The organism is Stutzerimonas stutzeri (assembly GCF_002909485.1).
In the GTDB taxonomy this organism is placed as follows: Bacteria; Pseudomonadota; Gammaproteobacteria; order Pseudomonadales; family Pseudomonadaceae; genus Stutzerimonas; species Stutzerimonas stutzeri_AH.
Genome location: NZ_PPXG01000003.1, coordinates 280,060 through 300,454 on the forward strand (window position 1 = coordinate 280,060; position 20,395 = coordinate 300,454).

Sequence of the window (20,395 nt, forward strand, 5' to 3'; positions counted from 1 at the left end):
GTCCCTCTTGTGTGTCTTCGCTAACCGAGGTCTGTCCATGACGCAGGAATCAGCCATTGCCACCGCCGAAGAAGTTGCCGCTTTCCGTGAGCGGGTGTTGCGCAAGCTCACCTATTCGGTGGGCAAGGACCCGGAGAACGCCTCCGATTACGACTGGTTCCATGCGGTAGCCCTGGCCACGCGCGACAGCACCATCGACCGCTGGATGGAGTGCACCCGTGATGCTTATACCGGTGGGCAGAAGCGGGTCTATTACCTCTCGCTGGAATTTCTGATCGGCCGGCTTCTGGTCGATAGCCTGAGCAACCTGGGTTTGTTCGATGTCGCCCGCGAGGCACTGGCCGGGCTCGATGTGGATATCGACCGCATCCGTCTGCTGGAGCCTGACGCAGCGCTGGGCAACGGTGGTCTAGGTCGCCTCGCCGCCTGTTTCATGGAGAGCATGGCGACCCTCGGCGTGGTGTCCCACGGCTACGGCATCCGCTATGACCATGGCCTGTTTCGCCAGGCTATCGTCGATGGCTGGCAGCACGAGCAGACCGAAACCTGGCTGGATTTCGGCAACCCCTGGGAGTTCGAGCGCTCCGAGGTCAAGTACCTGATCGGTTTCGGTGGCAATGTCACGGCGACCACCAACGAGAAGGGCGAAGTGCAGCATTTCTGGCATTGGGCCGAGGGCGTGCGAGCGATCGCCTATGACACGCCGATCGTCGGCTGGCGTGGCGCCGGGGTGAACACCTTGCGCCTTTGGCGTGCACGCCCGGAGGCGGATTTTCACCTGGCGCGTTTCAATGCCGGCGACCATATCGGTGCCGCGGCGGAAGAGGCCCGTGCCGAAAGCATTTCGCGCGTGCTCTATCCCGCCGACAGCACCGAGGCCGGCCAGGAGTTGCGCCTGCGCCAGGAGTATTTCTTCGTCGCCGCCTCGCTGCAGGATCTTCTGCGCCGCCACATCAAGCAGCGCGGCTCGCTGGACAGCCTGCCGGAGTACACCGCCATCCAGCTCAACGACACCCATCCGGCCATTGCCGTGGCTGAGCTGATGCGACTGCTGGTCGACGTCCACAGTTACGAGTGGCAGCATGCCTGGCGGCTGACGACGGCGACGCTGTCCTACACCAACCACACGCTGTTGCCCGAGGCGTTGGAAACTTGGCCGGTAGGCTTGATGGAGCGCCTGCTCCCGCGACACATGCAGATCATCTATCTGATCAACGCCCACCATCTCGACCAGCTGCGCGAACGCGGCATTCAGGATGCCGAACTGCTGCGCTCGGTGTCGTTGATCGAGGAAGACCACGGCCGTCGCGTGCGCATGGGTAATCTGGCGTTCCTCGGCTCACACAGCACCAATGGCGTTTCCGGACTGCACACCCAGTTGATGCGCAAGACCGTTTTCACCGATCTGCACAGCCTGTATCCGCAGCGGATCAACAGCAAGACCAATGGAATCACCTTCCGCCGCTGGCTCTACCAGGCCAATCCTGAGTTGACCCGGCTGCTCGTGGAGCACCTTGGCGAGGAGGTGCTCGATGCACCGGAGACGCGCCTGCGCGACCTCGAACCCTACGCCGAGCAGGCGCATTTCCGTCAGCGCTTCGCCGAGCAGCGGCTGGCCAGCAAGCGCCACCTGGCCAACGTGATCCAAGAGCGGCTGGGCATCAGCGTCGACCCGACGGCGCTGTTCGATGTGCACGTCAAACGCATCCACGAGTACAAGCGCCAGCTGCTCAATCTGCTGCACACCGTTGCGTTGTACCAGGCGATTCGCTCCGACCCGGGCGGCAACTGGGTGCCGCGGGTGAAGATATTCGCCGGCAAGGCGGCGGCCAGCTATCACCAGGCCAAGCTGATCATCAAATTGACCAACGACATCGCCAATACCATCAACGCTGACCCCACCGTTCGCGGGCTGCTGAAGGTGGTATTCCTGCCCAACTACAACGTCAGCCTGGCCGAGGACATCATTCCGGCGGCTGATCTGTCCGAGCAGATTTCAACCGCCGGCCTGGAAGCTTCGGGAACCAGCAACATGAAGTTCGCCCTCAACGGGGCACTGACCATCGGCACGCTGGATGGCGCCAATGTCGAGATGAGCGAGCAGATCGGTCTGGAGCATATGTTCATCTTCGGCCTCACCGCCGCACAGGTGAATGCGCGCAAGCAAGCCAACGAGTACAACGCCGAAGCCATCATCGCTGCTTCGCCGCGACTCAGCGAAGTGCTCTCGGCGATTCGTGGCGGCGCGTTCTCTTCGGGCGACCCGGGGCGCTATGTCGGATTGGTAGATGGCATCAGCTGGCACGATACCTTCATGGTTTGTGCCGACTTCGAGGCCTACTGGCAGGCGCAACTGGACGTAGAAGAGTGCTGGCGCGACTCGGATCGCTGGTGGCGTTCGTCCGTGTTGAACACGGCACGCACCGGCTGGTTCTCGTCCGATCGGACCATTCGCGAGTACGCCCGCGAGATCTGGAAAGTGATCTGATGGCGGTGCGCGCCGAAGTCGATCTTCGGCGCGCCGCCACGGCTGGTGCGGGCTGGCGGCCGTGCTGGCAATCTGGCTGCCGCTGCGCTGAACTCTGCAGGGGGCGGACCTGTCTGAGGGGAGTTAGTTTTCCTACGGCCTGCTAAACTGCGCGGGTTTATCCTTCCTCCGGAGTCATTTCCATGTCACGCGTAACCCTCAGCCGCTACCTCATCGAACAGACTCGCAGTAACAATACCCCCGCGGATCTGCGCTTTCTCATCGAGGTCGTGGCACGAGCGTGCAAGGAAATTAGCCACGCGGTCTCCAAGGGCGCCCTTGGCGGTGTGCTGGGCAGCAATGACAGTGAGAACATTCAGGGCGAGGTGCAGAAGAAGCTCGACGTGCTCTCCAACGAAATCCTCCTGGAGGCCAACGAGTGGGGCGGCCACCTGGCCGGTATGGCTTCCGAGGAAATGGACAACGCCTATCAGATCCCTGGCAAGTACCCCAAGGGCGCGTATCTGCTGGTTTTCGATCCGCTGGACGGTTCCAGCAACATCGACGTGAACGTTTCGGTCGGCACCATCTTCTCTGTATTGCGCTGCCCGGACGCGAGCTTCAGTCAGAATGATGCGCTTGGCGAGGAAGCCTTCCTGCAGCCAGGTACCAAACAAGTCGCTGCCGGTTATGCCATTTATGGTCCGCAGACCATGCTGGTCCTGACCCTCGGCCACGGCGTGATGGGCTTTACTCTGGATCGCGAGCTGGGCAGCTTCGTGCTCACCCATGAAAACCTGAGCGTTCCGCAAAGCACCGCCGAATTCGCCATCAACATGTCCAACCAACGCCACTGGGACGAGCCGGTACAGCGTTATGTCGGCGAGCTTCTGGCTGGTGAGGACGGGCCGTTGGCTAAGAACTACAACATGCGCTGGATCGCTTCGATGGTTGCCGATGTACATCGCATCCTTACCCGTGGCGGCATGTTCATGTACCCGCGCGACAACCGCGATCCGGCGATGGCTGGCAAGCTGCGCCTGATGTACGAGGCCAATCCGATGGCCATGATCGTCGAGCAGGCGGGCGGCGCTGCCACCACTGGTACCCAACGCATCCTGGAAATCCAGCCCGACTCCCTGCACCAGCGAGTTCCGGTATTCCTGGGCTCGAAGGAAGAAGTCGAGCGCGTTACCGGCTATCACCAGGGCTGACCGGTGCAGGCGCCCTGGCAGGAATTGCTCCACTGGTGGTTCGGCCAGGGCACCAGTGCAAACGAGATTGCGGCTGAGAAGCAGCGACTCTGGTTTGGTTACCGTCCGCAGCAGGATGCGGAGGCCCGCGACCGCTTCGGCCCGCTGGTCGAGCAGGCGCTGGATGGCGGTCTGCAGGACTGGGCTGAGTTGCCTGAAGGCTGGCTCGCGCTGGTCCTGCTGCTCGATCAGCTGCCGCGCATGATCCATCGCAACACACCACGGGCTTTCGCCGGGGACGAGCGCGCGCAGCAGTTGGTCCGCGATGGTCTGGCGCACGGCGGCGATATGCTGCTCGCGCCGATCCAACGCGTGTTCATCTACCTGGTGCTCGAGCACGCGGAAAACCTGGCGGTGCAGGATCTGGCCGTTGCGCATTTCACGGGGCTGCGCGATATCGCCGACGAGCAGGAGCGGTCGCTGTTCGGCGGCTTCCTCGACTATGCCGACCGCCACCGTGAGGTCATCTCCCGTTTCGGGCGCTTCCCGCATCGCAACGCCATTCTCGATCGCGAGTCCAGCGACACCGAACGGTTATTTCTTGAGCAGCCAGGCTCGTCCTTCTGAGGGTGGCCGCTGCTCACGCACTCTGCGGCGACTCTTCCCGTAGGCATTGAACCTTAGAACAAGCAAGGAGCTCGATATGTCATTGCGTACCCCACTGCTGATTGCATGCGCCGTTTTGTTAGCTGCGTGCAGCCCGGTCACCCAGGAAAACTTCGCCAAGCTAAAGCCTGGCATGGAGCGAGCGGAGGTCGAGCAGCTGCTCGGCAAGCCAGGCGAATGTGCTGGCGCGCTGGGTATGTCCAGCTGCACCTGGGGCGAGAAGAATCGCTTCATCAGCGTTCAGTTCGCCGGCGATAAAGTGATGATGTTTTCTGGCAATGGCCTGAAATAACGACATACGTACCTGGAGCCCCCATGCGAGCAAGTGTTGCCCTGTTATGTCTGATGCTGCTGAGCGGATGCGTGGGCGGCGGTCGCGAGCAGCCCCCTGAAACCGTGGGCGAGGTCGATCTTGGGCGCTATCAAGGGACCTGGTACGAACTGGCGCGATTGCCGATGTTCTTTCAGCGAGACTGCGTACGCTCCGAAGCGCACTACAGCCTGCAGAGTGACGGCGACGTCGCGGTGATCAATCGCTGCGAGACCGCCGACGGTGAGTGGCAGGAGGCGAAAGGCGAGGCGGTGCCGCAGGAAGCTGGTAGCACCGATCGGCTGTGGGTCCGGTTCGACAACTGGTTCAGCCGGCTTTTTCCTGATCTGACCAAGGGGCACTACTGGGTGCTATATCTCGACGATGCCTACAGCACGGCGCTGGTTGGGAGCCCCGATCGCAAGTACCTCTGGCTGCTTGCGCGCAACACCGAGGTCGATCAGGCGACCCGTGATCGTCTGCTTGCCGAAGCCGAGCGGCGTGGTTATGACACCAGCGAGCTACTCTGGCGTCAGTGATCGCCCGGCCTGCTCATTCCCATTCCAGGCCCGCCAGCTGCCATTCCCCGTTTTCTTGCCGCCACTGGAGCCTGACCTGGTAGTGGCCAGCCTGCTGTGGCAATAGCGACTCGGCGCCGGTGAGCGCGACCTGAGCTTCGGTATGGCCGCGATCGGGATAGGTCGGGTCCACCCAGCTACGCTCGTTCAGGGCGATCACCCGGACGTTGCGGTGACGCAGGAACATCAGCGTTGCGGTCCGCCTTGCCCATTCGTGATCGTACTGGCGCTGGGCCTGGAAATCGGCATGTAGCAGGTCCATCAGCTTCCCCGTCTGCTTGCTTTCCAAACTAGCCTGCAGCTCCTTTGCCGCCTGTTGCAATGCTGCTTGCGGGTCATCCCGGCCGCAACCAGCGAGCGCCAGTAGCACGGCCAGCGCAGCTATTTTCCATGGTGACATGCTCAACTCCTCGAACCCCGTTATGATGCCGCTAACGTCATGCGGGCTAGCCTGCCCGCCGCAGATCAGGAGTGTGCCATGCAGACCTTGTATCCGGAGATCAAACCTTACGCCCGACACGAGCTGGCGGTGGAAGATCCGCATGTGCTTTATGTCGACGAGAGTGGATCGCCGGATGGCCTGCCCGTATTGTTCGTGCACGGCGGTCCAGGCGGTGGCTGCGATGCGCTCAGTCGGCGCTTTTTCGATCCGAGTCTGTATCGCATCATTACCTTCGATCAGCGCGGTTGTGGCCGGTCTACCCCCCATGCCAGCCTGGACAACAACACCACAGCCCATCTGCTTGCCGACATGCAGCGTATCCGTGAGCATCTGGGCATCGACAAGTGGGTGCTTTTCGGTGGTTCCTGGGGATCGACGCTGTCTCTGGCCTATGCCCAGGCCTATCCCGAACATGTACACGCCCTGATCCTGCGAGGCATCTTTCTATGCCGCCCGCAGGACCTCGCCTGGTTCTACCAGGAAGGTGCCAGCCGCCTGTTCCCGGACTACTGGCAGGACTTCCTCGCGCCGATCCCTCCGGAGGAGCGTGACGATCTGATGCAGGCCTTCTACCGCAGGCTCACCGGTTCCGATCAGATCGCCCAGATGCATGCCGCCAAGGCCTGGTCTTGCTGGGAAGGACGAGCCGCTACGCTGCGGCCGAACAATCAGGTGGTCGAGCGGTTTGCCGATACCCATCGGGCATTATCGATGGCCCGTATCGAATGCCATTACTTCGTCAATCAGGCTTTTCTCGAGCCTAATCAGCTGTTGCGCGATATGCCGAAGATCGCACACCTGCCGGGCATCATCGTGCACGGGCGCTACGACGCCATCTGTCCGCTGGACAACGCCTGGGAGCTGCACCAGGCGTGGCCGAACAGCGAGCTGCAGATTATCCGCGATGCCGGCCATTCCGCGGCAGAACTGGGGATTGCCGATGCATTGGTGCGCGCAACCGTAGAAATTGCCCACCGCCTCCTGGACCTGCCGCCCGCGGATGCCGAGTGAAGGGGCTGATTCAGAGGGTTAGCCAGGCACGGGTTGAGGTGGCCGGCGAAGTGGTCGGCGCCATCGACCAGGGGCTGCTGGTGCTGGTCGGTGTCGAACATGAAGATGATCAGGCCAGGGCCGACAAACTGCTGCACAAGCTGCTCAACTACCGCGTCTTCGGCGACGATGCAGGCAAGATGAATCTCTCGTTGAAAGACATCGGCGGCGGCTTGTTACTGGTGTCCCAGTTCACTCTGGTGGCCGATACCCGCAGTGGATTGCGTCCGAGTTTCTCTAGCGCAGCGCCGCCGGCAAAGGGCGAAGCGCTTTACGAGTATCTGCTGACGCAGGCGCGTCAGCAGCATCCGCACGTAGCCTGTGGCCGTTTCGGCGCTGAGATGCAGGTGCATCTGGTCAACGACGGCCCTGTAACCTTCCTTCTAGAAACCTGATTTCCGCGGCTTAGTGCCGGACTGGCTCCAGGTCGTTGTCGCGCAGCCAGGTGATTGCGTGTTCGCGTAGCTGCGCTGTCTGATACTCCAGCCAGGCCTCCCTCGCCTCGGGAAAGTCCTCCAGCTTGAAATCAAAGGTGCGCAGCGGCTTGCGACCTTTCAACGCGTTGCTCAACACCGCGTGGGCGAAGGGATCATGCTGGGTAAGCAGGAATGCCTCACGCATCGCCAGCGATTGCGCGAATTCCAGCGGTTCGATGTGCAAGTAGCGATCTTGCTGTACGTCGTACTTTTCCATGACGCCGGGAGCGGGCTCACTGGGAAATACGGCGCGGATCTCGCCGTTCTCCAGATCCAGGTAGTACTCGGCGCTGTCGCGTCCGTCCAGGGCGTACTCCAGACGGTACATGTCGATGGTCAATGGTCGCATGGCAAGAACGGCTCTTTATTGGATTAAGGCGTATAGGAATCCCCGCGCGGTCACGCGGAAACATGAGCAGTCTAGATCTCTGACTCCCCCAAACCGGGTGGGTGCGTTACGTTCATCGGTGCGCGACGGTCTGGCCGGCGAACGGCCTTCCGAACAAAGGGCCGGAGAACCTTAGATGGCTTTGACTGGGAGGGTGGCGGGAACCATGCGGGATGCCGGAGGGGGTAGTCGATTGTTCTTCAGAACAATCGCGCCAGCAGGGCGCTGACTGCCGTCTCCACACGAAGGATACGCTCGCCCAGCTGCACGGGCTGCAGACCGGCCGCGGCGAGCTTGTCCACCTCGTAGGGAATCCAGCCACCTTCCGGGCCGATCGCTAGGGTTACCGGCGCGGTTACCGCGCGAGGGCAGTGCGGGTAATCGCCGGGGTGTCCGACCAGCCCCAGGGTGCCTGCAGCTAGTTGGGGTAGCCGGTCTTCGACGAAGGGCTTGAAACGCTTCTCGATGATTACTTCAGGGATTACCGTATCGCGCGCCTGCTCCAGCCCGAGGATCAGCTGTTCATGGATGGCGACAGGCTCGAGAAAGGGGGTTTGCCAGAAGCTCTTTTCTACCCGGTAGCTGTTGAGCAGCACCAGGCGCGGCACACCCATGGCGGCGACCGTCTGCAACGCGCGCCGCAGCATCTTTGGTCGTGGTAGCGCCAGCAGCACTGTCACCGGCAGCTTAAGCGGTGGCGGCTGGTCGAAGGTCACCTGCAATTCAGCCTCGCCTGCATCCAGACGCAGCAGGAGACCACTGCCCATATGGCCGCCGAGAAGACCGACCTTCAGGCGCTCGCCGACCTCGGCGCGATGCACCTGCTGCAGATGGGTCAGGCGCCGGTCGCGCAGCAGGACTCGGTCAGCGCCGACGAAATCGGGCGTGTCGAGCAGCAGCAGGTTCACGGGCGCGAAGCAGGAGGTTGGTCGGTGGCTTCCCGCGTTTCGTCGTCCGCATCACCGCGGAAATGTGCTTCGCGCTTTTTGATCATGCTGCCGCAAATCACGCCAGCCTCGAACAGCAGCCACATTGGCACAGCGAGTAATGCTTGAGAGAAGACGTCCGGAGGCGTCAGCACCATGCCGACGGCGAAGCAGCCCACGATTACATAGGGGCGGCTCTTGCGCAGCGTGGCCACGTCCACGATGCCAACCCAGATCAGCAGGAAGGTCGCCACTGGAATCTCAAACGCCACTCCGAAGGCAAAGAACAGCGTGAGCACGAAATCCAGGTACTGGCCGATGTCCGTCATCATCGCCACGCCTTCCGGCGTCACGCTGGCGAAGAATCCGAACATGATCGGAAACACCACGAAGTAGGCGAAGGCCATACCGCCATAGAACAGAAAGATGCTCGACACCAGCAGTGGTACGGCGATGCGCTTTTCGTGCTTGTACAGGCCGGGCGCGATGAAGCCCCAGATCTGGTGCAGGATGATCGGCATCGAGAGGAACAGCGCCACCATCAGCGTCAGCTTGAACGGCGTCAGAAACGGTGAGGCCACGCCTGTGGCGATCATCGTCGCGCCTTCCGGCAAATAAGCGCGCAGCGGTGCAGCGACCAGCGCGTAGATCTGCTGGGAGAAGTAGAACAACCCACCGAAAAGAAGCCCGATGGCGATCACGCAGCGCAACAGGCGCTTACGCAGCTCGGTCAGATGAGCGACCAGCGGCATTTCCTGGTCGTCGATGGAAGGCTTGCTCATGGTTCTGGCGATCTGTCGGGGCGGGGAGTTGGTGCCGGCGCAGCGCTAGGGGCTGGCTCGGCAGGCGGTGCGTCGATGCCGATGCTGGCGTTCGTAGTAGCGCCGACGTTTGCAGCAGCCACGGCTTCTCCAGCATTGCTGGTCGCCGGCGGCGTGGCAGCGGTCGAACTCGGCGTGGGCGGCATGATGCTTTGCTTCATCTCCCGCTCGAGGTCGAGGATACGCTCGTTATGCAGCTGCCGACGAATCTCGTCGGCTCCGATTTCGCGCTCAACCTCGGCCTTTATGTTGGCAAAGCTGCGTTTCAGCCGACCGACCCACAGGCCGGTGGTGCGCACTGCGCCGGGCAAGCGTTCCGGGCCGAGCACCATCAACGCTACCAGGCCGACCAGTAGCAGTTCGGTGAAACCGATATCGAACATCAGGACGTGCTCACATCAATAGGGAGAGCGGCCGCGCAGCGATTACCGCCGGCACGACCGCATTGACCGTATGGCTAGTCTTTCTTGGTCGGTTCTTCGACCTTTCGTGCCTGCGCATCGATGGTGTGGTTTTGCTTGTCCTCCACGCCGGGCTTCTCCTCGTCGGTGCCCATGGATTTGCGGAAGCCCTTGATCGCATCACCGAGGTCCGAGCCCACGCCTTTTAGGCGCTTGGTCCCGAACAGCATGATAACGATGAGCAGGATGATCAGGAGTTGCCAGATGCTGATGCCGCCAAAACCCATGGTGATATCTCCGATGTGAATCAGGTTTGCGGGCGCGCGGCTTTTTCCGCGTGTCCGGAGAGGCCGAAGCGTCGGTCCAGTTCATCCAGCACGGCCTGCGGGTGCTGACCGAGAGCGGCGAGCATGACCATGCTGTGGAACCACAGATCGGCGGTTTCGTAGATCAGGTCGCTGGCGTCGCCACTCGTGGCGGCGTCCTTGGCGGCGAGGATGGTTTCTACCGATTCTTCACCAACCTTCTCGAGAATCTTGTTCAGGCCCTTGTGATACAGACTGGCAACGTAGGAGCTGTCCGGTGCCGCACCCTTGCGCGATTCCAGCACTTCCGCCAGGCGGGTAAGGGTGTCACTCATGCTTGTGCTCCGAGTAGATGGCGTGCGGGTCTTTGAGAACCGGCTCGACGACCTTCCAGCTGCCATTTTCGAAGACACGGTAGAAGCAGCTTTCACGGCCAGTATGGCAGGCGATGCCGCCAACCTGCTCGACCATCAGGATGATTACGTCGGCGTCGCAGTCCAGCCGCAGCTCGTGCAGCTTCTGCACGTGCCCGGAATCCTCGCCCTTGCGCCACAGCTTGCCACGCGAACGTGACCAATAGATGGCGCGATTTTCCTGCGCAGTCAGCGTGAGCGCCTCACGATTCATCCAGGCCATCATCAGCACGCGGCCGGTTCGGTGGTCCTGGGCTATCGCCGGGACCAGGCCGTCGGCGTTCCAGTTGATTTCATCCAGCCAGTTCATCGGGTTCTCCGCTCAATGCGCCAAGTGTGCCAGCCTGCATCGGCGATGGCTATCGGCGCACCACGATGAATATGCCGGCTACCAACATCACCCAGGCCGGCCATGCGGTGATCGCGGCAAGATTGTCGGCGCTGGCCGCCAGCGTGGCGCCGCTGCCCAGCAGTACCGCGCCGATCAGGCGCAGCGGCCAGCCGTGGTGACGCTCGCGCCATGGCGGCGGCGGATTGTTCGCATGGGGGTGCGACATGCGCTCGAGCAGCTCGCGGGTCATATGGGCGAGGTGCGGCAACTGCTCGATCTGCGCATGTACGTTCTTGATCAGCTGCTTGGGGCTCATGCGCTCGCGCATCCAGCGCTCCAGATAGGGCTGGCCGGTGCTCCAGAGATCGAGATCCGGATACAGCTCGCGGCCGAGGCCTTCGATATTTAGCAGGGTCTTCTGCAGCAGCACCAGCTGAGGCTGCACTTCCATGTTGAAGCGACGAGCGACCTGGAACAGGCGAACCAGCAGCTGACCAAAGGAGATGTCCTTCAGCGGTTTTTCGAAGATCGGTTCACAAACGGTACGGATCGCGGCTTCGAACTCATTGACCTTGGTTTCCGCTGGCACCCAGCCTGAATCGATATGCAGCTGCGCGACCTTGCGGTAGTCGCGCTTGAAGAAGGCCATCAGGTTGCGCGCCAGGTAATCCTGATCCTCGGGCGTCAGGCTCCCGACGATGCCGAAGTCCACCGCGATGTATTGCGGGCTCCAAGGCTGATGGGTGCTGACGAAAATGTTGCCGGGGTGCATGTCGGCGTGGAAGAAGCTGTCGCGGAACACCTGAGTGAAGAAGATCTCCACGCCGCGCTCGGCGAGCTGGCGCATATCGGTGTTTTGTCGCTTCAGGCCGGCCATGTCGGTTACGGGAACGCCGTAAATGCGCTCCATCACCAGCACTTGTGGCCGGCAGTAATCCCAGTACACCTGCGGCACGTAGAGCAGCGGCGAGCCTTCGAAATTACGCTTTAGCTGGCTGGCGTTGGCGGCCTCGCGCAGCAGGTCGAGTTCGTCATAGATGGTCTTGGCGTAGTCGTCGACAACTTCAACCAGATGCAGGCGACGTGCATCGATGGAGATGCGTTCGGCGGTCTTGGCCAGCATGAATAGCCAGGCCAGATCCTGGCCGATGATTGGCTTGAGGTTCGGACGGACCACCTTGACCACTACTTCCTCGCCGGAACGCAGCTTGGCTGCGTGCACCTGGGCCACCGAAGCGGAGGCCAGCGGCTTGCTGTCGAAGCGAGCGAAGATTTCTCCCACCGAAGCGCCCAGCTGGCGCTCGATCAGTGCCGTGGCGACGGCTGAATCGAAAGGCGGAACACGGTCCTGCAGCATCGCCAGCTCTTCGGCGATATCCGGTGGTAGCAGGTCGCGGCGAGTAGAGAGGATCTGGCCGAACTTGATGAAGATAGGCCCCAGTCCTTCCAGCGCCAGGCGCAGGCGTGCGCCGCGCGACAACTCGCTGTTGCGCCGTGGAATCCAGCGCCAGGGCAGCAGGTAGCTGGTGCCACGCAGCCACCAGGGCATCGGCAGGTCGAGAATGATGTCATCGAGGCGGTAGCGGATCACCACCAGCAGGATGCGAAACAGGCGGCGTGCGGCGGCGAACAGCTTCATTCGGGGCGATCTGGATTCAGGTTGAGGGCAAGACGCTCGATGCGGGCTTCGAGTCGGTCGAGTGCAAGTTTCATGTCGTCCAGTTCGTCGAAGCGTGCCTGGGCTTCGGCCTGGCCGACCAGGGCGCGGGATTCCTCGCTGAGGTAATCGGCCAGATCCTGGCGCAGCGAGTCGGCGCTAGTGCGTACCCATTCAACTGGATTGCGCAGACTGGAGCCGAGCAGCTGCGCGCCGACCGGACCGAGCCAACGGGAGACTTCGTACTCCCAGTCCAGCTCCAGATCCTGTAGCACTTCGGCGAGATTCATCAGCAGGCCGCTGTCGCCATCGATCTCGACGTCGGGGCCGTGCAGTACGGCAGTCTTGTTGCGGCTGACAGCCAGGCGCAGCAGGCTGCTCGCCGGCGCACGCAGACGGCAATCGGCATCCGCGCCCCAGTTGCTGGCCAGGCGCAGGCCTTCATCGTCGGCGAGGATGAACAGGCGCCAGGCCGGCGCCGTGCAGTCGATCTCGATGATCCGGCCGCTCAGGCGTGCCAGTCGCGGCAATGCCGTGGGGTCCAGGCGCAGGACCCGATTGATGCCGCGCTCGGCAGCGGCCAGCAGGGCAGTGCGCAACATCAGGGCTTGATGCCGCGGTGCAGGGCGACGATGCCGCCGGTCATGTTGTGATAGCTGACGCGCTCGAAACCGGCGGTCTCCATCATGCTCTTTAGCGTTTCCTGATCCGGGTGCATGCGGATCGATTCGGCCAGGTAGCGATAGCTCTCGGCGTCGTTGGTGATCAGCTTGCCCATCATCGGCAGCAGGCTGAACGAGTAGGCGTCGTAGGCCTTGGAAAACAGCTGGTTGGTCGGCTTGGAGAATTCCAGTACCAGCAGGCGGCCGCCCGGCTTGAGCACGCGCAGCATCGACGCGATGGCGTCTTCCTTGTGCGTCACGTTGCGCAGGCCGAAGGCGATGGTGACCACGTCGAAGTGATTGTCCGGGAACGGCAGCTTCTCGGCATCGGCCTGAACGAACTTGACGTTGCCGGCCACGCCTTTGTCCAGCAGCTTGTCGCGGCCGACCTTGAGCATCGAGGCATTGATGTCGGCCAGCACCACCTCGCCGGTGGGGCCGACGATGCGCGAGAACTGGCGGGTCAGGTCACCGGTGCCGCCGGCGATGTCCAGGATGCGATTGCCGTGGCGGGCGCCGGACAGCTCGATGGTGAAGCGCTTCCACAGGCGATGAACGCCACCGGACATCAGGTCGTTCATCAGGTCGTACTTGGCGGCCACGGAGTGGAACACCTCGGCCACCTTCTGCGCCTTCTGGCTTTCCGGCACGTTCTTGTAGCCGAAATGGGTGGTCGGTTCTGCGTCATGCGCTTTGCGAGGGTCGGTCATGTCACTTTCGCCGAGAAGAATGTGCCCGGCATTCTAAACCTAAATGGCCGGCTGATAAGCGTCGAGCTGGTGGCGGCCGGCAAAAGGGCTAGCGGTGACATGTCGCAGGGAGCGGACGGCGCTGTCAGGAGGTGAATCGCCGTGCGCGTCGGCGGGCTGCGGCAAGCATGGCCGGGCGATCCGACCGCCGCTCGCCGTCGCTTTGCTATAGTGCGCGCCTTTTCGGGCGCAGCCAGGAGTCGTAATGGCCCAGATCATCGTCGAACGTACCCACAATCTTGGCCGCGAGGCCGCACGCGAGAAGGCCGACGAGCTGGCCGCACGGCTGGCTCGCGAGTTCGGCGTGAGCTGCCAATGGCAGGGCGATGTGCTGGCGGTCAAACGTAGCGGCGCGGATGGACGTATCGAGGTATACGAGGACAGCGTCAAGGTCCTGCTCAACCTCGGTTTGCTGCTCTCGGCCATGGGTAGCAGCATTCAGGGCCAGATCGAGCGGGCGCTGGACAAGGCGCTGGTCTGAGCCAGCGCTGCCGTTTCGCGTACATGAGCGCGACGTAGGGTGGATGTCGCTTTTTACGTCCACCGCCGCGGAGCCGCGATTCTATTTGGTGGATCAGTGGATCAGTGGATCGGTGGATCGGTGAAGCGTGATCCACCCTACGAAAGCTTCGTTTCAGAGCATCAGCTTCACTGGCGAGATGTCCGGATCGCGGGATTTGCCGGCAGCTGCCAGCGCTGCAAGATACTCCTCCCACAACGCCTGCTGATTCACCGCCAAGCGTTCCAGATAATCCCAGGTGAACAGGCCGCTGTCATGGCCGTCGCTGAAGGTCAGCTTTAGCGCGTACTGGCCTGCCGGTTCGATCTGCTCCACGCCGACGTTCAGCTTGCCGGTCTGTAGCACCGGATTGCCGTGGCCCTGCACTTCGGCCGAGGGCGAATGCACGCGCAGGAGCTCGGCGCTGAGCACATAGCGCTCGTCGCCAGCGTATTCCAGTTCCAGCGTTTTCGACGCCTTGTGCAGCTTGATAGCGGTGGGGATGCGCATGCAGCACTCCGGAAAGGCCGGCCGTGGCAAGCGCCACGGCCGCGACGGTTAGAGGATGTAGCGCGACAGGTCTTCGTCCTGCGCCAGCTCACCTAGGTGCTCGTTGACATAGGCGGCATCGATGCGGATTGCTTCGCCATCCTGCTTGGCCGCGATGTCGCCAGCGCTGAAGGAAACCTCCTCCAGCAGGCGTTCGAGCAGCGTGTGCAGACGGCGAGCGCCGATGTTCTCGGTCTTCTCGTTGACCTGCCAGGCGATTTCGGCGATGCGCTTGATGCCGTCTTCGAGGAATTCGATATGTAGCCCCTCGGTTTTCAGCAGCTCACGATACTGCTCGGTAAGCGCCGCGTGCGGCTCGGTGAGGATGCGTTCGAAGTCATGCGGCGACAGCGGCTTGAGCTCCACGCGAATCGGCAGGCGGCCCTGCAGTTCCGGCACCAGATCGCTGGGCTTGGACAGGTGGAAGGCACCGGATGCGATGAACAGGATGTGGTCGGTCTTGACCATGCCGAGCTTGGTGTTGACCGTGCTGCCTTCGATCAGCGGCAGCAGGTCGCGCTGCACGCCTTCGCGGGAGACGTCGGCGCCGCTGGTATTGCCGCGCTTGGCAACCTTGTCGATCTCGTCGATGAAGACGATGCCGTTCTGCTCCACAGCTTCCAGCGCACGGGCCTTGAGGTCTTCTTCGTTGACCAGGCGCGCGGCTTCCTCGTCGCGGATCAGCTTGAAGGCTTCCTTGATCTTCAGCTTGCGGTTCTTCTTCTTGCCTTTGCCCATGTTGGCGAAGAGGTTCTGCAGCTGATTGGTCATCTCCTCCATGCCGGGCGGAGCCATGATCTCCACGCCGGCCGGGCTCTCGGCCACTTCGATGTCGATCTCCTTGTCGTCCAACTGGCCTTCGCGCAGGCGCTTGCGGAACAGCTGACGGGTGTTGGAGTCGCTCGCCTGCATTGGCTCTTCGGAGAAGCCCACCGGGCGTGCCGGCGGCAGCAGGGCGTCAAGAATGCGTTCCTCGGCGGCGTCCTCGGCGCGGTGGCGCATCTTGTGCACCTCCTGCTCGCGCAACATCTTCAGCGCGGCGTCGGCCAGGTCGCGAATGATCGACTCGACGTCGCGCCCGACATACCCGACCTCGGTGAACTTGGTCGCTTCGACTTTGATGAAAGGCGCATTGGCCAGCTTGGCCAGGCGGCGGGCGATCTCGGTCTTGCCGACGCCGGTAGGGCCGATCATCAGAATGTTCTTCGGGGTGACTTCCTGGCGCAGCTCGGCGGGCAGCTGCATGCGCCGCCAGCGATTGCGCAGGGCGATGGCGACGGCACGCTTGGCGTCCTCCTGGCCGATGATGTGGCGGTTGAGTTCGTGGACGATCTCGCGGGGCGTCATGGACATTGTTTCGTTACTCCGGAAGGCTGGGCGGGGTACAAGCAGGCGGCTTGAAAAACCTAGGCGAGGCAATGCAGCTGGTTTTTCATCGGCCTGTCAGATCGCGCTGTCCAGCTCCTCTATGGTCAGATTCTGATTGGTGAACACGCAGATGCTGCCGGCGATGGTCAGCGCCGTCTCGGCGATTTCCTGGGCCGACATATCGGCGCCGGCCTTGAGCAGCAGCGCCTTGGCCGCGGCCTGGGCGAAGCCGCCGCCGGAGCCCATGGCGATCAGGTCGTCCTCGGGCTGCACCACGTCGCCATTGCCGGTGATGATCAGCGAAGCGTCCTTGTTGGCTACCGCCAGCATTGCCTCCAGTCGGCTCAGCGAACGATCTGTACGCCAGTCCTTGGCCAGCTCGACGGCGGCGCGGACCAAATGACCCTGATGCTTCTCCAGCTGCCCTTCGAAGCGCTCGAAGAGGGTGAAAGCATCGGCGGTGGCACCGGCGAAGCCGGCCAGCACCTGGCCGTGATAGAGGCGGCGCACCTTCTTCGCGTTGCCTTTCATGACGGTGTTGCCCAGGGAAACCTGGCCGTCGCCGCCCATGACGACTTTGCCGTTGCGGCGTACTGAAACGATGGTGGTCAAAGGGAAATCTCCACACTGCGGGGCGATGAATGCCCGAATGCGGTTGATATGGGGGACCGCTGCCGGCTTTTCAACGGCCGTCGGTGAGGTTCATCGACAGCCGTGTTACAGGGCTTTGCTTTGCGGCGTTCAGCGGCTCAGGCCGGTCCGGGTTCTTCGCTGCGTTGCGGCCGACCGGGTTGGCGCGGCACATCGCCGGCAACCGCCGCAGCGATCAGTTTGCGCAGGCGCACCGGAATCGACTTGGCGGCCGGCACCTTGCTGCGTTCGGCATGGTGCCAGACCGGTAACAGCGCGTTGCATTCAGGGTAGTAGCCAGCGCAGCAGCCCTCGGGAATGTCGTAAGGCGTCACCCGTAGCGGACTGACCGCGCGGTGGACGCCGTCGTCGACCACGGTGATCGCCTCGATGCGATCACCCTCGGCCAGACCGAGGCGGACGATGTCGTTGCGGTTCATCAGGATTACCGCGCGTGTGCCGTGGATGCCGCGGAAGCGGTCGTCGTAGCCGTAGACGGTGGTGTTGAACTGGTCGTTGCTGCGCAGCGTCATCATCTGCAGCACGTCGTGCTGCTCGTGACCGTTTTCTTCGGTATCCGGGTCGGCGGACAGCGACTGTGGATTGATGAAGTTGGCCTTGCCCGACTCGGTATCCCAGCGCCGCACGCTGGCGCCGAGCGGGCGGTGGAAGCCGCCCGGCTCCATCATGCGCACGTTGAAGTCGTGGAAGATTTCCGGATAACTCTCAGCGATGGCGTCGCGGATCAGGCTGTAGTCCGCGACCCAGGCGTCCCAGTCGAGCTGTGGGTTGGGCGCCAGCGTGGCCTTGGCCAGCCGCGCGATGATTGCCGGTTCCGACAGCAGTAGCTCGCCAGCGGGCTCGGCGGCGCCACGCCAGGCGCGGATGCAGCCGGTGCTGTCCTCGGTGGTGTGACGCTGCTCGCCCGTGGCTTGGCGGTCGATCTCGGTCCGCCCCAGGCAGGGCAGAATGTACGACACCTCACCCGTGATCAGGTGATTACGATTGAGCTTGGTCGATACCTGTACCGATAGCCGCAGGTTGCGCCATGCCGGCTCCATCAGCAGGGTGTCTGGAATCGCGCGAACGAAGTTGCCACCCAGGCCGATGAAGCCGCGGATGCTACCGTCGAGGATGCCTTCGCAGGCTTCCACGGTATTCACGCCATCCTCGCTAGGCGGTTCGAAGCCGAACTGTCGACGCAGGTTGTCCGCCGGGACCTTCGCCGCTTTCTCGGTGATGCCTACGGTGCGCTGGCCCTGGACGTTGGAATGGCCACGCACCGGCAGGATGCCTGCACCTTCCTTGCCGATGTTGCCGCGCAACAGCAGCAGATTGACCAGCATCTGTATGGTCTGCACACCGTAGCGGTGCTGGGTCAGGCCCATGCCATAAGGGGTGATTACCCGTTCGCAGCGCGCGTAGACGGTTGCTGCCGCTTCCATTGCCGTACGGCTGAGCCCCGAGCGGCGTTCCAGCTGCGCCCAGCTATAACTGCGGATGCGCTGCTCGAAATCTTCGAAGCCATGGGTGTGCTGCTCGATGAAGGGCACGTCGAGCGCGCGCTTGCGACCCTCGGCAACGGCCTGGTCGTCCATGGCGAACAGGGCCTTGCACATGCCTGCGATGGCGGCCATGTCACCGCCGATGGCCAACTGGTGATACTGGGTGCTGATTATCGTGCTGTCCGGGGTGAGCATTTCGCGCGGTGATTGCGGATTGACGAAGCGCTCCAGACCGCGCTCACGCAACGGGTTGAAGGTGACGATCTGCGCGCCGCGCTCACGAGCTTCCTGCAACTGATGCAGCATCCGCGGGCTGGAGGTGCCGGTGTTGTGGCCGAAGAAGAACAGCCCGTCAGTGTGCTCGAAATCGTTCAGAGTGACGGTGGCCACCGGTACGCCAATGCTTTCCGGAAGTGCCACTGAAGTGCTCTCGTGGCACATGTTGGAACTGTCTGGCAGGTTGTTGGTGCCGTACATCCGCGCCAGCACGCCATACATGTAGGCCGTCTCCAGCGCGGCTCGGCCGGACATGTAGAACACCACCTGATCTGGATCAGCCATGGCCTTGAGTTCGGCACCGATCTCGGCGAAAGCCTCATCCCAGCTGACCGGATGGTAATGGTCGCTGGCGGCGTCGTAGCGCAGTGGATGGGTCAGGCGACCCTGTTGCTCCAGATCGTAATCGCTCCAATTGAGCAGCTCGCTGACGCTGTGTTTGGCAAAGAACTCGGGCCCACAACGTAGCGACGTGGTTTCCCACGCAGTCGCCTTGGCGCCGTTTTCACAGAAGGACAGCGGTCGTGAAGGATGTGGCTTCGCCCAGGCGCAGCTGACGCAGGCGAAGCCGTCGATCGGCTTGTTCTGCTTGAGCAGCAGGCCGATGCCCGCCGGCGAGACGCGTTCGCGCAGCAGGATGTTGGCGACGGAATAGGCTGATCCCCAGCCGCCGGCGGGTGCGCGGTAAGGCCTGAACTTGGTCTGGGACACGTCGTTTCTCCTTCTGCCAGGGAGCTTGTCTTTTTACGACGAAGACCATGCCGGATCGTTCAGGACCCTTTGTCACAAGGTTGTGCCGCTTACTCCATGGCGAAGCCGTGCTGGCGCCAGGCCTCGTACACTGCGACGGCCACGGTATTGGACAGGTTCAGGCTGCGGCTGTCTGGTCGCATCGGCAGGCGCAGGCGCTGCTCGTTGGGCAGCGCATCGCGAATCTCCGGCGGCAGGCCGCGGCTCTCGGGGCCGAACAAAAGTGCGTCGCCGCGGCGATAGCTCACTTCGTGAAAGGGCTGCGAGCCTTTGGTGGTGAAGGCGAACAGGCGAGGACCATCGGGGTTTGCAGCGTCAATGCCGATCCGCTCGAGGCAGCTTGGCAAGTCGGCGTGACGCTCCAGCGAGGCATATTCGTGGTAGTCGAGGCCGGCACGGCGCAGACGCTTGTCGTCCAGTTCATAACCGAGCGGCTCGATCAGATGCAGGTGGCTGCCGGTATTGGCGCAGAGCCTGATAATGTTGCCGGTATTGGGCGGAATCTCCGGTTGGAACAGGATCACGTGAAACATGCGCAGCACCGAGGTTGAAGACCGGCGGCATTCTACCGGGGAGAAGGATCCGATGCCTCGCATACGCAGACGGTTTTTCGGCTCGCTGGTGCTGATCGGCCTGCTGGTCGGGCTGATGATCGGTCGCCTCACCGCGCCCGGGCCGGTGCAGCTCGAAGCGGTTGAAGTGTCGCCGCAGGGCTTGGCTTTGCGCTTCGACCGCGAGCCGGAAGTGTATGACGAGCATCTTGAGGGGGCGTTCGCGCTCCTGTTTCAGGCGCAGGGCGAGCCACAGTCCGGACAATTACAGCTCCAGGGAATGCCCGTTGCCTGGCGTGTGCAGCAGACTGAGAAAGGTCTGTTGCTGCACCTGGTCGCGGCGCGGCCGTTGCAGGGACAGTGGCGTGGAGAACGTCGCGATGGCGGCTGGCACCTCGCGGTAAAGGTGGTGGCGGCCAAGCGACCGTGAGC

25 protein-coding genes are annotated in these 20,395 nt (G+C 62.6%); 9 read left to right on the top strand and 16 right to left on the bottom strand.

Going from position 1 to position 20,395, the window contains the following annotated elements:
* Positions 1 to 37 precede the first annotated feature (37 nt).
* From CXK91_RS08685 to CXK91_RS08705, 5 genes are all read left to right on the top strand, one after another.
* Positions 38 to 2,488 (top strand): glycogen/starch/alpha-glucan phosphorylase, encoded by a 2,451-nt coding sequence (locus tag CXK91_RS08685; protein ID WP_103455759.1) that lies wholly within the window; start codon positions 38 to 40, stop codon positions 2,486 to 2,488.
* A gap of 182 nt (positions 2,489 to 2,670) precedes the next feature.
* Positions 2,671 to 3,681, top strand: a complete 1,011-nt coding sequence (locus tag CXK91_RS08690; RefSeq protein ID WP_103455760.1) for a class 1 fructose-bisphosphatase — start codon at positions 2,671 to 2,673, stop codon at positions 3,679 to 3,681.
* A 3-nt stretch (positions 3,682 to 3,684) separates the two neighbouring features.
* Positions 3,685 to 4,287 carry a DUF924 family protein gene (locus tag CXK91_RS08695; RefSeq protein ID WP_103455761.1) on the top strand — a complete coding sequence of 201 codons (603 nt, stop codon included), beginning with the start codon at positions 3,685 to 3,687 and terminating at the stop codon, positions 4,285 to 4,287.
* Positions 4,288 to 4,363: 76 nt separating this feature from the next.
* On the top strand, positions 4,364 to 4,618 hold the full coding sequence (gene bamE / locus CXK91_RS08700; RefSeq protein ID WP_103455762.1) for an outer membrane protein assembly factor BamE domain-containing protein: 255 nt from the start codon (positions 4,364 to 4,366) through the stop codon (positions 4,616 to 4,618).
* Positions 4,619 to 4,641: 23 nt separating this feature from the next.
* Complete coding sequence (locus tag CXK91_RS08705; protein ID WP_103455763.1) at positions 4,642 to 5,175, top strand: lipocalin family protein; 534 nt, start codon at positions 4,642 to 4,644, stop codon at positions 5,173 to 5,175.
* A 13-nt stretch (positions 5,176 to 5,188) separates the two neighbouring features.
* On the opposite strand, the gene CXK91_RS08710 is transcribed toward CXK91_RS08705, so the two are convergent.
* Positions 5,189 to 5,614 (bottom strand): hypothetical protein, encoded by a 426-nt coding sequence (locus CXK91_RS08710; RefSeq protein ID WP_103455764.1) that lies wholly within the window; start codon positions 5,612 to 5,614, stop codon positions 5,189 to 5,191.
* Between the two features lie 78 nt (positions 5,615 to 5,692).
* On the opposite strand from CXK91_RS08710, the gene pip reads away from it, so the two are divergent.
* Both pip and dtd read left to right on the top strand, forming a co-directional pair.
* Positions 5,693 to 6,667, top strand: a complete 975-nt coding sequence (gene pip, locus CXK91_RS08715; RefSeq protein ID WP_103455765.1) for a prolyl aminopeptidase — start codon at positions 5,693 to 5,695, stop codon at positions 6,665 to 6,667.
* Positions 6,664 to 7,101, top strand: coding sequence for a D-aminoacyl-tRNA deacylase (dtd, locus tag CXK91_RS08720; RefSeq protein ID WP_103455766.1), 438 nt, complete (start codon positions 6,664 to 6,666; stop codon positions 7,099 to 7,101). Before pip ends, dtd begins: the two co-directional genes overlap by 4 nt.
* Positions 7,102 to 7,111: 10 nt before the next feature.
* Here the strand turns inward: dtd and CXK91_RS08725 are convergent, their stop codons facing one another.
* The 10 genes from CXK91_RS08725 to ubiE form a co-directional block, all read right to left on the bottom strand.
* Complete coding sequence (locus CXK91_RS08725) at positions 7,112 to 7,531, bottom strand: UPF0158 family protein (protein ID WP_103455767.1); 420 nt, start codon at positions 7,529 to 7,531, stop codon at positions 7,112 to 7,114.
* Between the two features lie 239 nt (positions 7,532 to 7,770).
* On the bottom strand, positions 7,771 to 8,478 hold the full coding sequence (locus CXK91_RS08730) for a 16S rRNA (uracil(1498)-N(3))-methyltransferase (protein WP_103455768.1): 708 nt from the start codon (positions 8,476 to 8,478) through the stop codon (positions 7,771 to 7,773).
* Entirely contained in the window at positions 8,475 to 9,278 is an 804-nt protein-coding gene (gene tatC, locus CXK91_RS08735; RefSeq protein WP_103455769.1) for a twin-arginine translocase subunit TatC, read from the bottom strand. The genes CXK91_RS08730 and tatC overlap by 4 nt, the downstream gene beginning before the upstream one ends.
* A complete protein-coding gene (tatB, locus tag CXK91_RS08740; protein ID WP_103455770.1) occupies positions 9,275 to 9,700 on the bottom strand; it encodes a Sec-independent protein translocase protein TatB in 426 nt (141 codons plus the stop codon). The genes tatC and tatB overlap by 4 nt, the downstream gene beginning before the upstream one ends.
* A gap of 74 nt (positions 9,701 to 9,774) precedes the next feature.
* Positions 9,775 to 10,005 carry a twin-arginine translocase TatA/TatE family subunit gene (gene tatA / locus CXK91_RS08745; protein WP_103455771.1) on the bottom strand — a complete coding sequence of 77 codons (231 nt, stop codon included), beginning with the start codon at positions 10,003 to 10,005 and terminating at the stop codon, positions 9,775 to 9,777.
* Positions 10,006 to 10,025: 20 nt separating this feature from the next.
* Positions 10,026 to 10,358, bottom strand: coding sequence for a phosphoribosyl-ATP diphosphatase (locus tag CXK91_RS08750; RefSeq protein WP_103455772.1), 333 nt, complete (start codon positions 10,356 to 10,358; stop codon positions 10,026 to 10,028).
* Positions 10,351 to 10,746 carry a phosphoribosyl-AMP cyclohydrolase gene (gene hisI / locus CXK91_RS08755; protein ID WP_103455773.1) on the bottom strand — a complete coding sequence of 132 codons (396 nt, stop codon included), beginning with the start codon at positions 10,744 to 10,746 and terminating at the stop codon, positions 10,351 to 10,353. The genes CXK91_RS08750 and hisI overlap by 8 nt, the downstream gene beginning before the upstream one ends.
* A 49-nt stretch (positions 10,747 to 10,795) precedes the next feature.
* Positions 10,796 to 12,406 carry a ubiquinone biosynthesis regulatory protein kinase UbiB gene (gene ubiB, locus CXK91_RS08760; protein ID WP_103455774.1) on the bottom strand — a complete coding sequence of 537 codons (1,611 nt, stop codon included), beginning with the start codon at positions 12,404 to 12,406 and terminating at the stop codon, positions 10,796 to 10,798.
* Entirely contained in the window at positions 12,403 to 13,026 is a 624-nt protein-coding gene (locus tag CXK91_RS08765; protein WP_103455775.1) for a ubiquinone biosynthesis accessory factor UbiJ, read from the bottom strand. Before CXK91_RS08765 ends, ubiB begins: the two co-directional genes overlap by 4 nt.
* Positions 13,026 to 13,796 (bottom strand): bifunctional demethylmenaquinone methyltransferase/2-methoxy-6-polyprenyl-1,4-benzoquinol methylase UbiE, encoded by a 771-nt coding sequence (gene ubiE, locus CXK91_RS08770; RefSeq protein ID WP_038664182.1) that lies wholly within the window; start codon positions 13,794 to 13,796, stop codon positions 13,026 to 13,028. Before ubiE ends, CXK91_RS08765 begins: the two co-directional genes overlap by 1 nt.
* 244 nt (positions 13,797 to 14,040) lie before the next feature.
* Here ubiE and CXK91_RS08775 point away from each other — a divergent pair, with 244 nt between their 5' ends.
* On the top strand, positions 14,041 to 14,316 hold the full coding sequence (locus tag CXK91_RS08775) for a polyhydroxyalkanoic acid system family protein (RefSeq protein ID WP_003280968.1): 276 nt from the start codon (positions 14,041 to 14,043) through the stop codon (positions 14,314 to 14,316).
* A 153-nt stretch (positions 14,317 to 14,469) separates the two neighbouring features.
* Here CXK91_RS08775 and CXK91_RS08780 read toward each other — a convergent pair whose 3' ends face one another.
* The 5 genes from CXK91_RS08780 to CXK91_RS08800 all read right to left on the bottom strand — a co-directional run bounded on the left by CXK91_RS08780 (position 14,470) and on the right by CXK91_RS08800 (position 19,945).
* Complete coding sequence (locus CXK91_RS08780; protein WP_103455776.1) at positions 14,470 to 14,844, bottom strand: gamma-butyrobetaine hydroxylase-like domain-containing protein; 375 nt, start codon at positions 14,842 to 14,844, stop codon at positions 14,470 to 14,472.
* A 48-nt stretch (positions 14,845 to 14,892) separates the two neighbouring features.
* The gene (gene hslU / locus CXK91_RS08785; RefSeq protein ID WP_103455777.1) at positions 14,893 to 16,236 is read right to left on the bottom strand and encodes an ATP-dependent protease ATPase subunit HslU; all 1,344 of its coding nucleotides are present in this window, start codon (positions 16,234 to 16,236) and stop codon (positions 14,893 to 14,895) included.
* A 90-nt stretch (positions 16,237 to 16,326) separates the two neighbouring features.
* A complete protein-coding gene (gene hslV, locus CXK91_RS08790) occupies positions 16,327 to 16,863 on the bottom strand; it encodes an ATP-dependent protease subunit HslV (protein WP_103455778.1) in 537 nt (178 codons plus the stop codon).
* Between the two features lie 137 nt (positions 16,864 to 17,000).
* Positions 17,001 to 19,373, bottom strand: coding sequence for an FdhF/YdeP family oxidoreductase (locus CXK91_RS08795; protein ID WP_103455779.1), 2,373 nt, complete (start codon positions 19,371 to 19,373; stop codon positions 17,001 to 17,003).
* An 89-nt stretch (positions 19,374 to 19,462) separates the two neighbouring features.
* Positions 19,463 to 19,945 (bottom strand): tRNA (cytidine(34)-2'-O)-methyltransferase, encoded by a 483-nt coding sequence (locus CXK91_RS08800; protein ID WP_103455780.1) that lies wholly within the window; start codon positions 19,943 to 19,945, stop codon positions 19,463 to 19,465.
* Between CXK91_RS08800 and CXK91_RS08805 the strand changes: the two genes are divergently transcribed.
* Positions 19,944 to 20,393: a hypothetical protein gene (locus tag CXK91_RS08805; RefSeq protein ID WP_103455781.1), complete on the top strand. Its 450-nt coding sequence runs from the start codon at positions 19,944 to 19,946 to the stop codon at positions 20,391 to 20,393. The genes CXK91_RS08800 and CXK91_RS08805 overlap by 2 nt on opposite strands.
* Positions 20,394 to 20,395 lie beyond the last annotated feature (2 nt).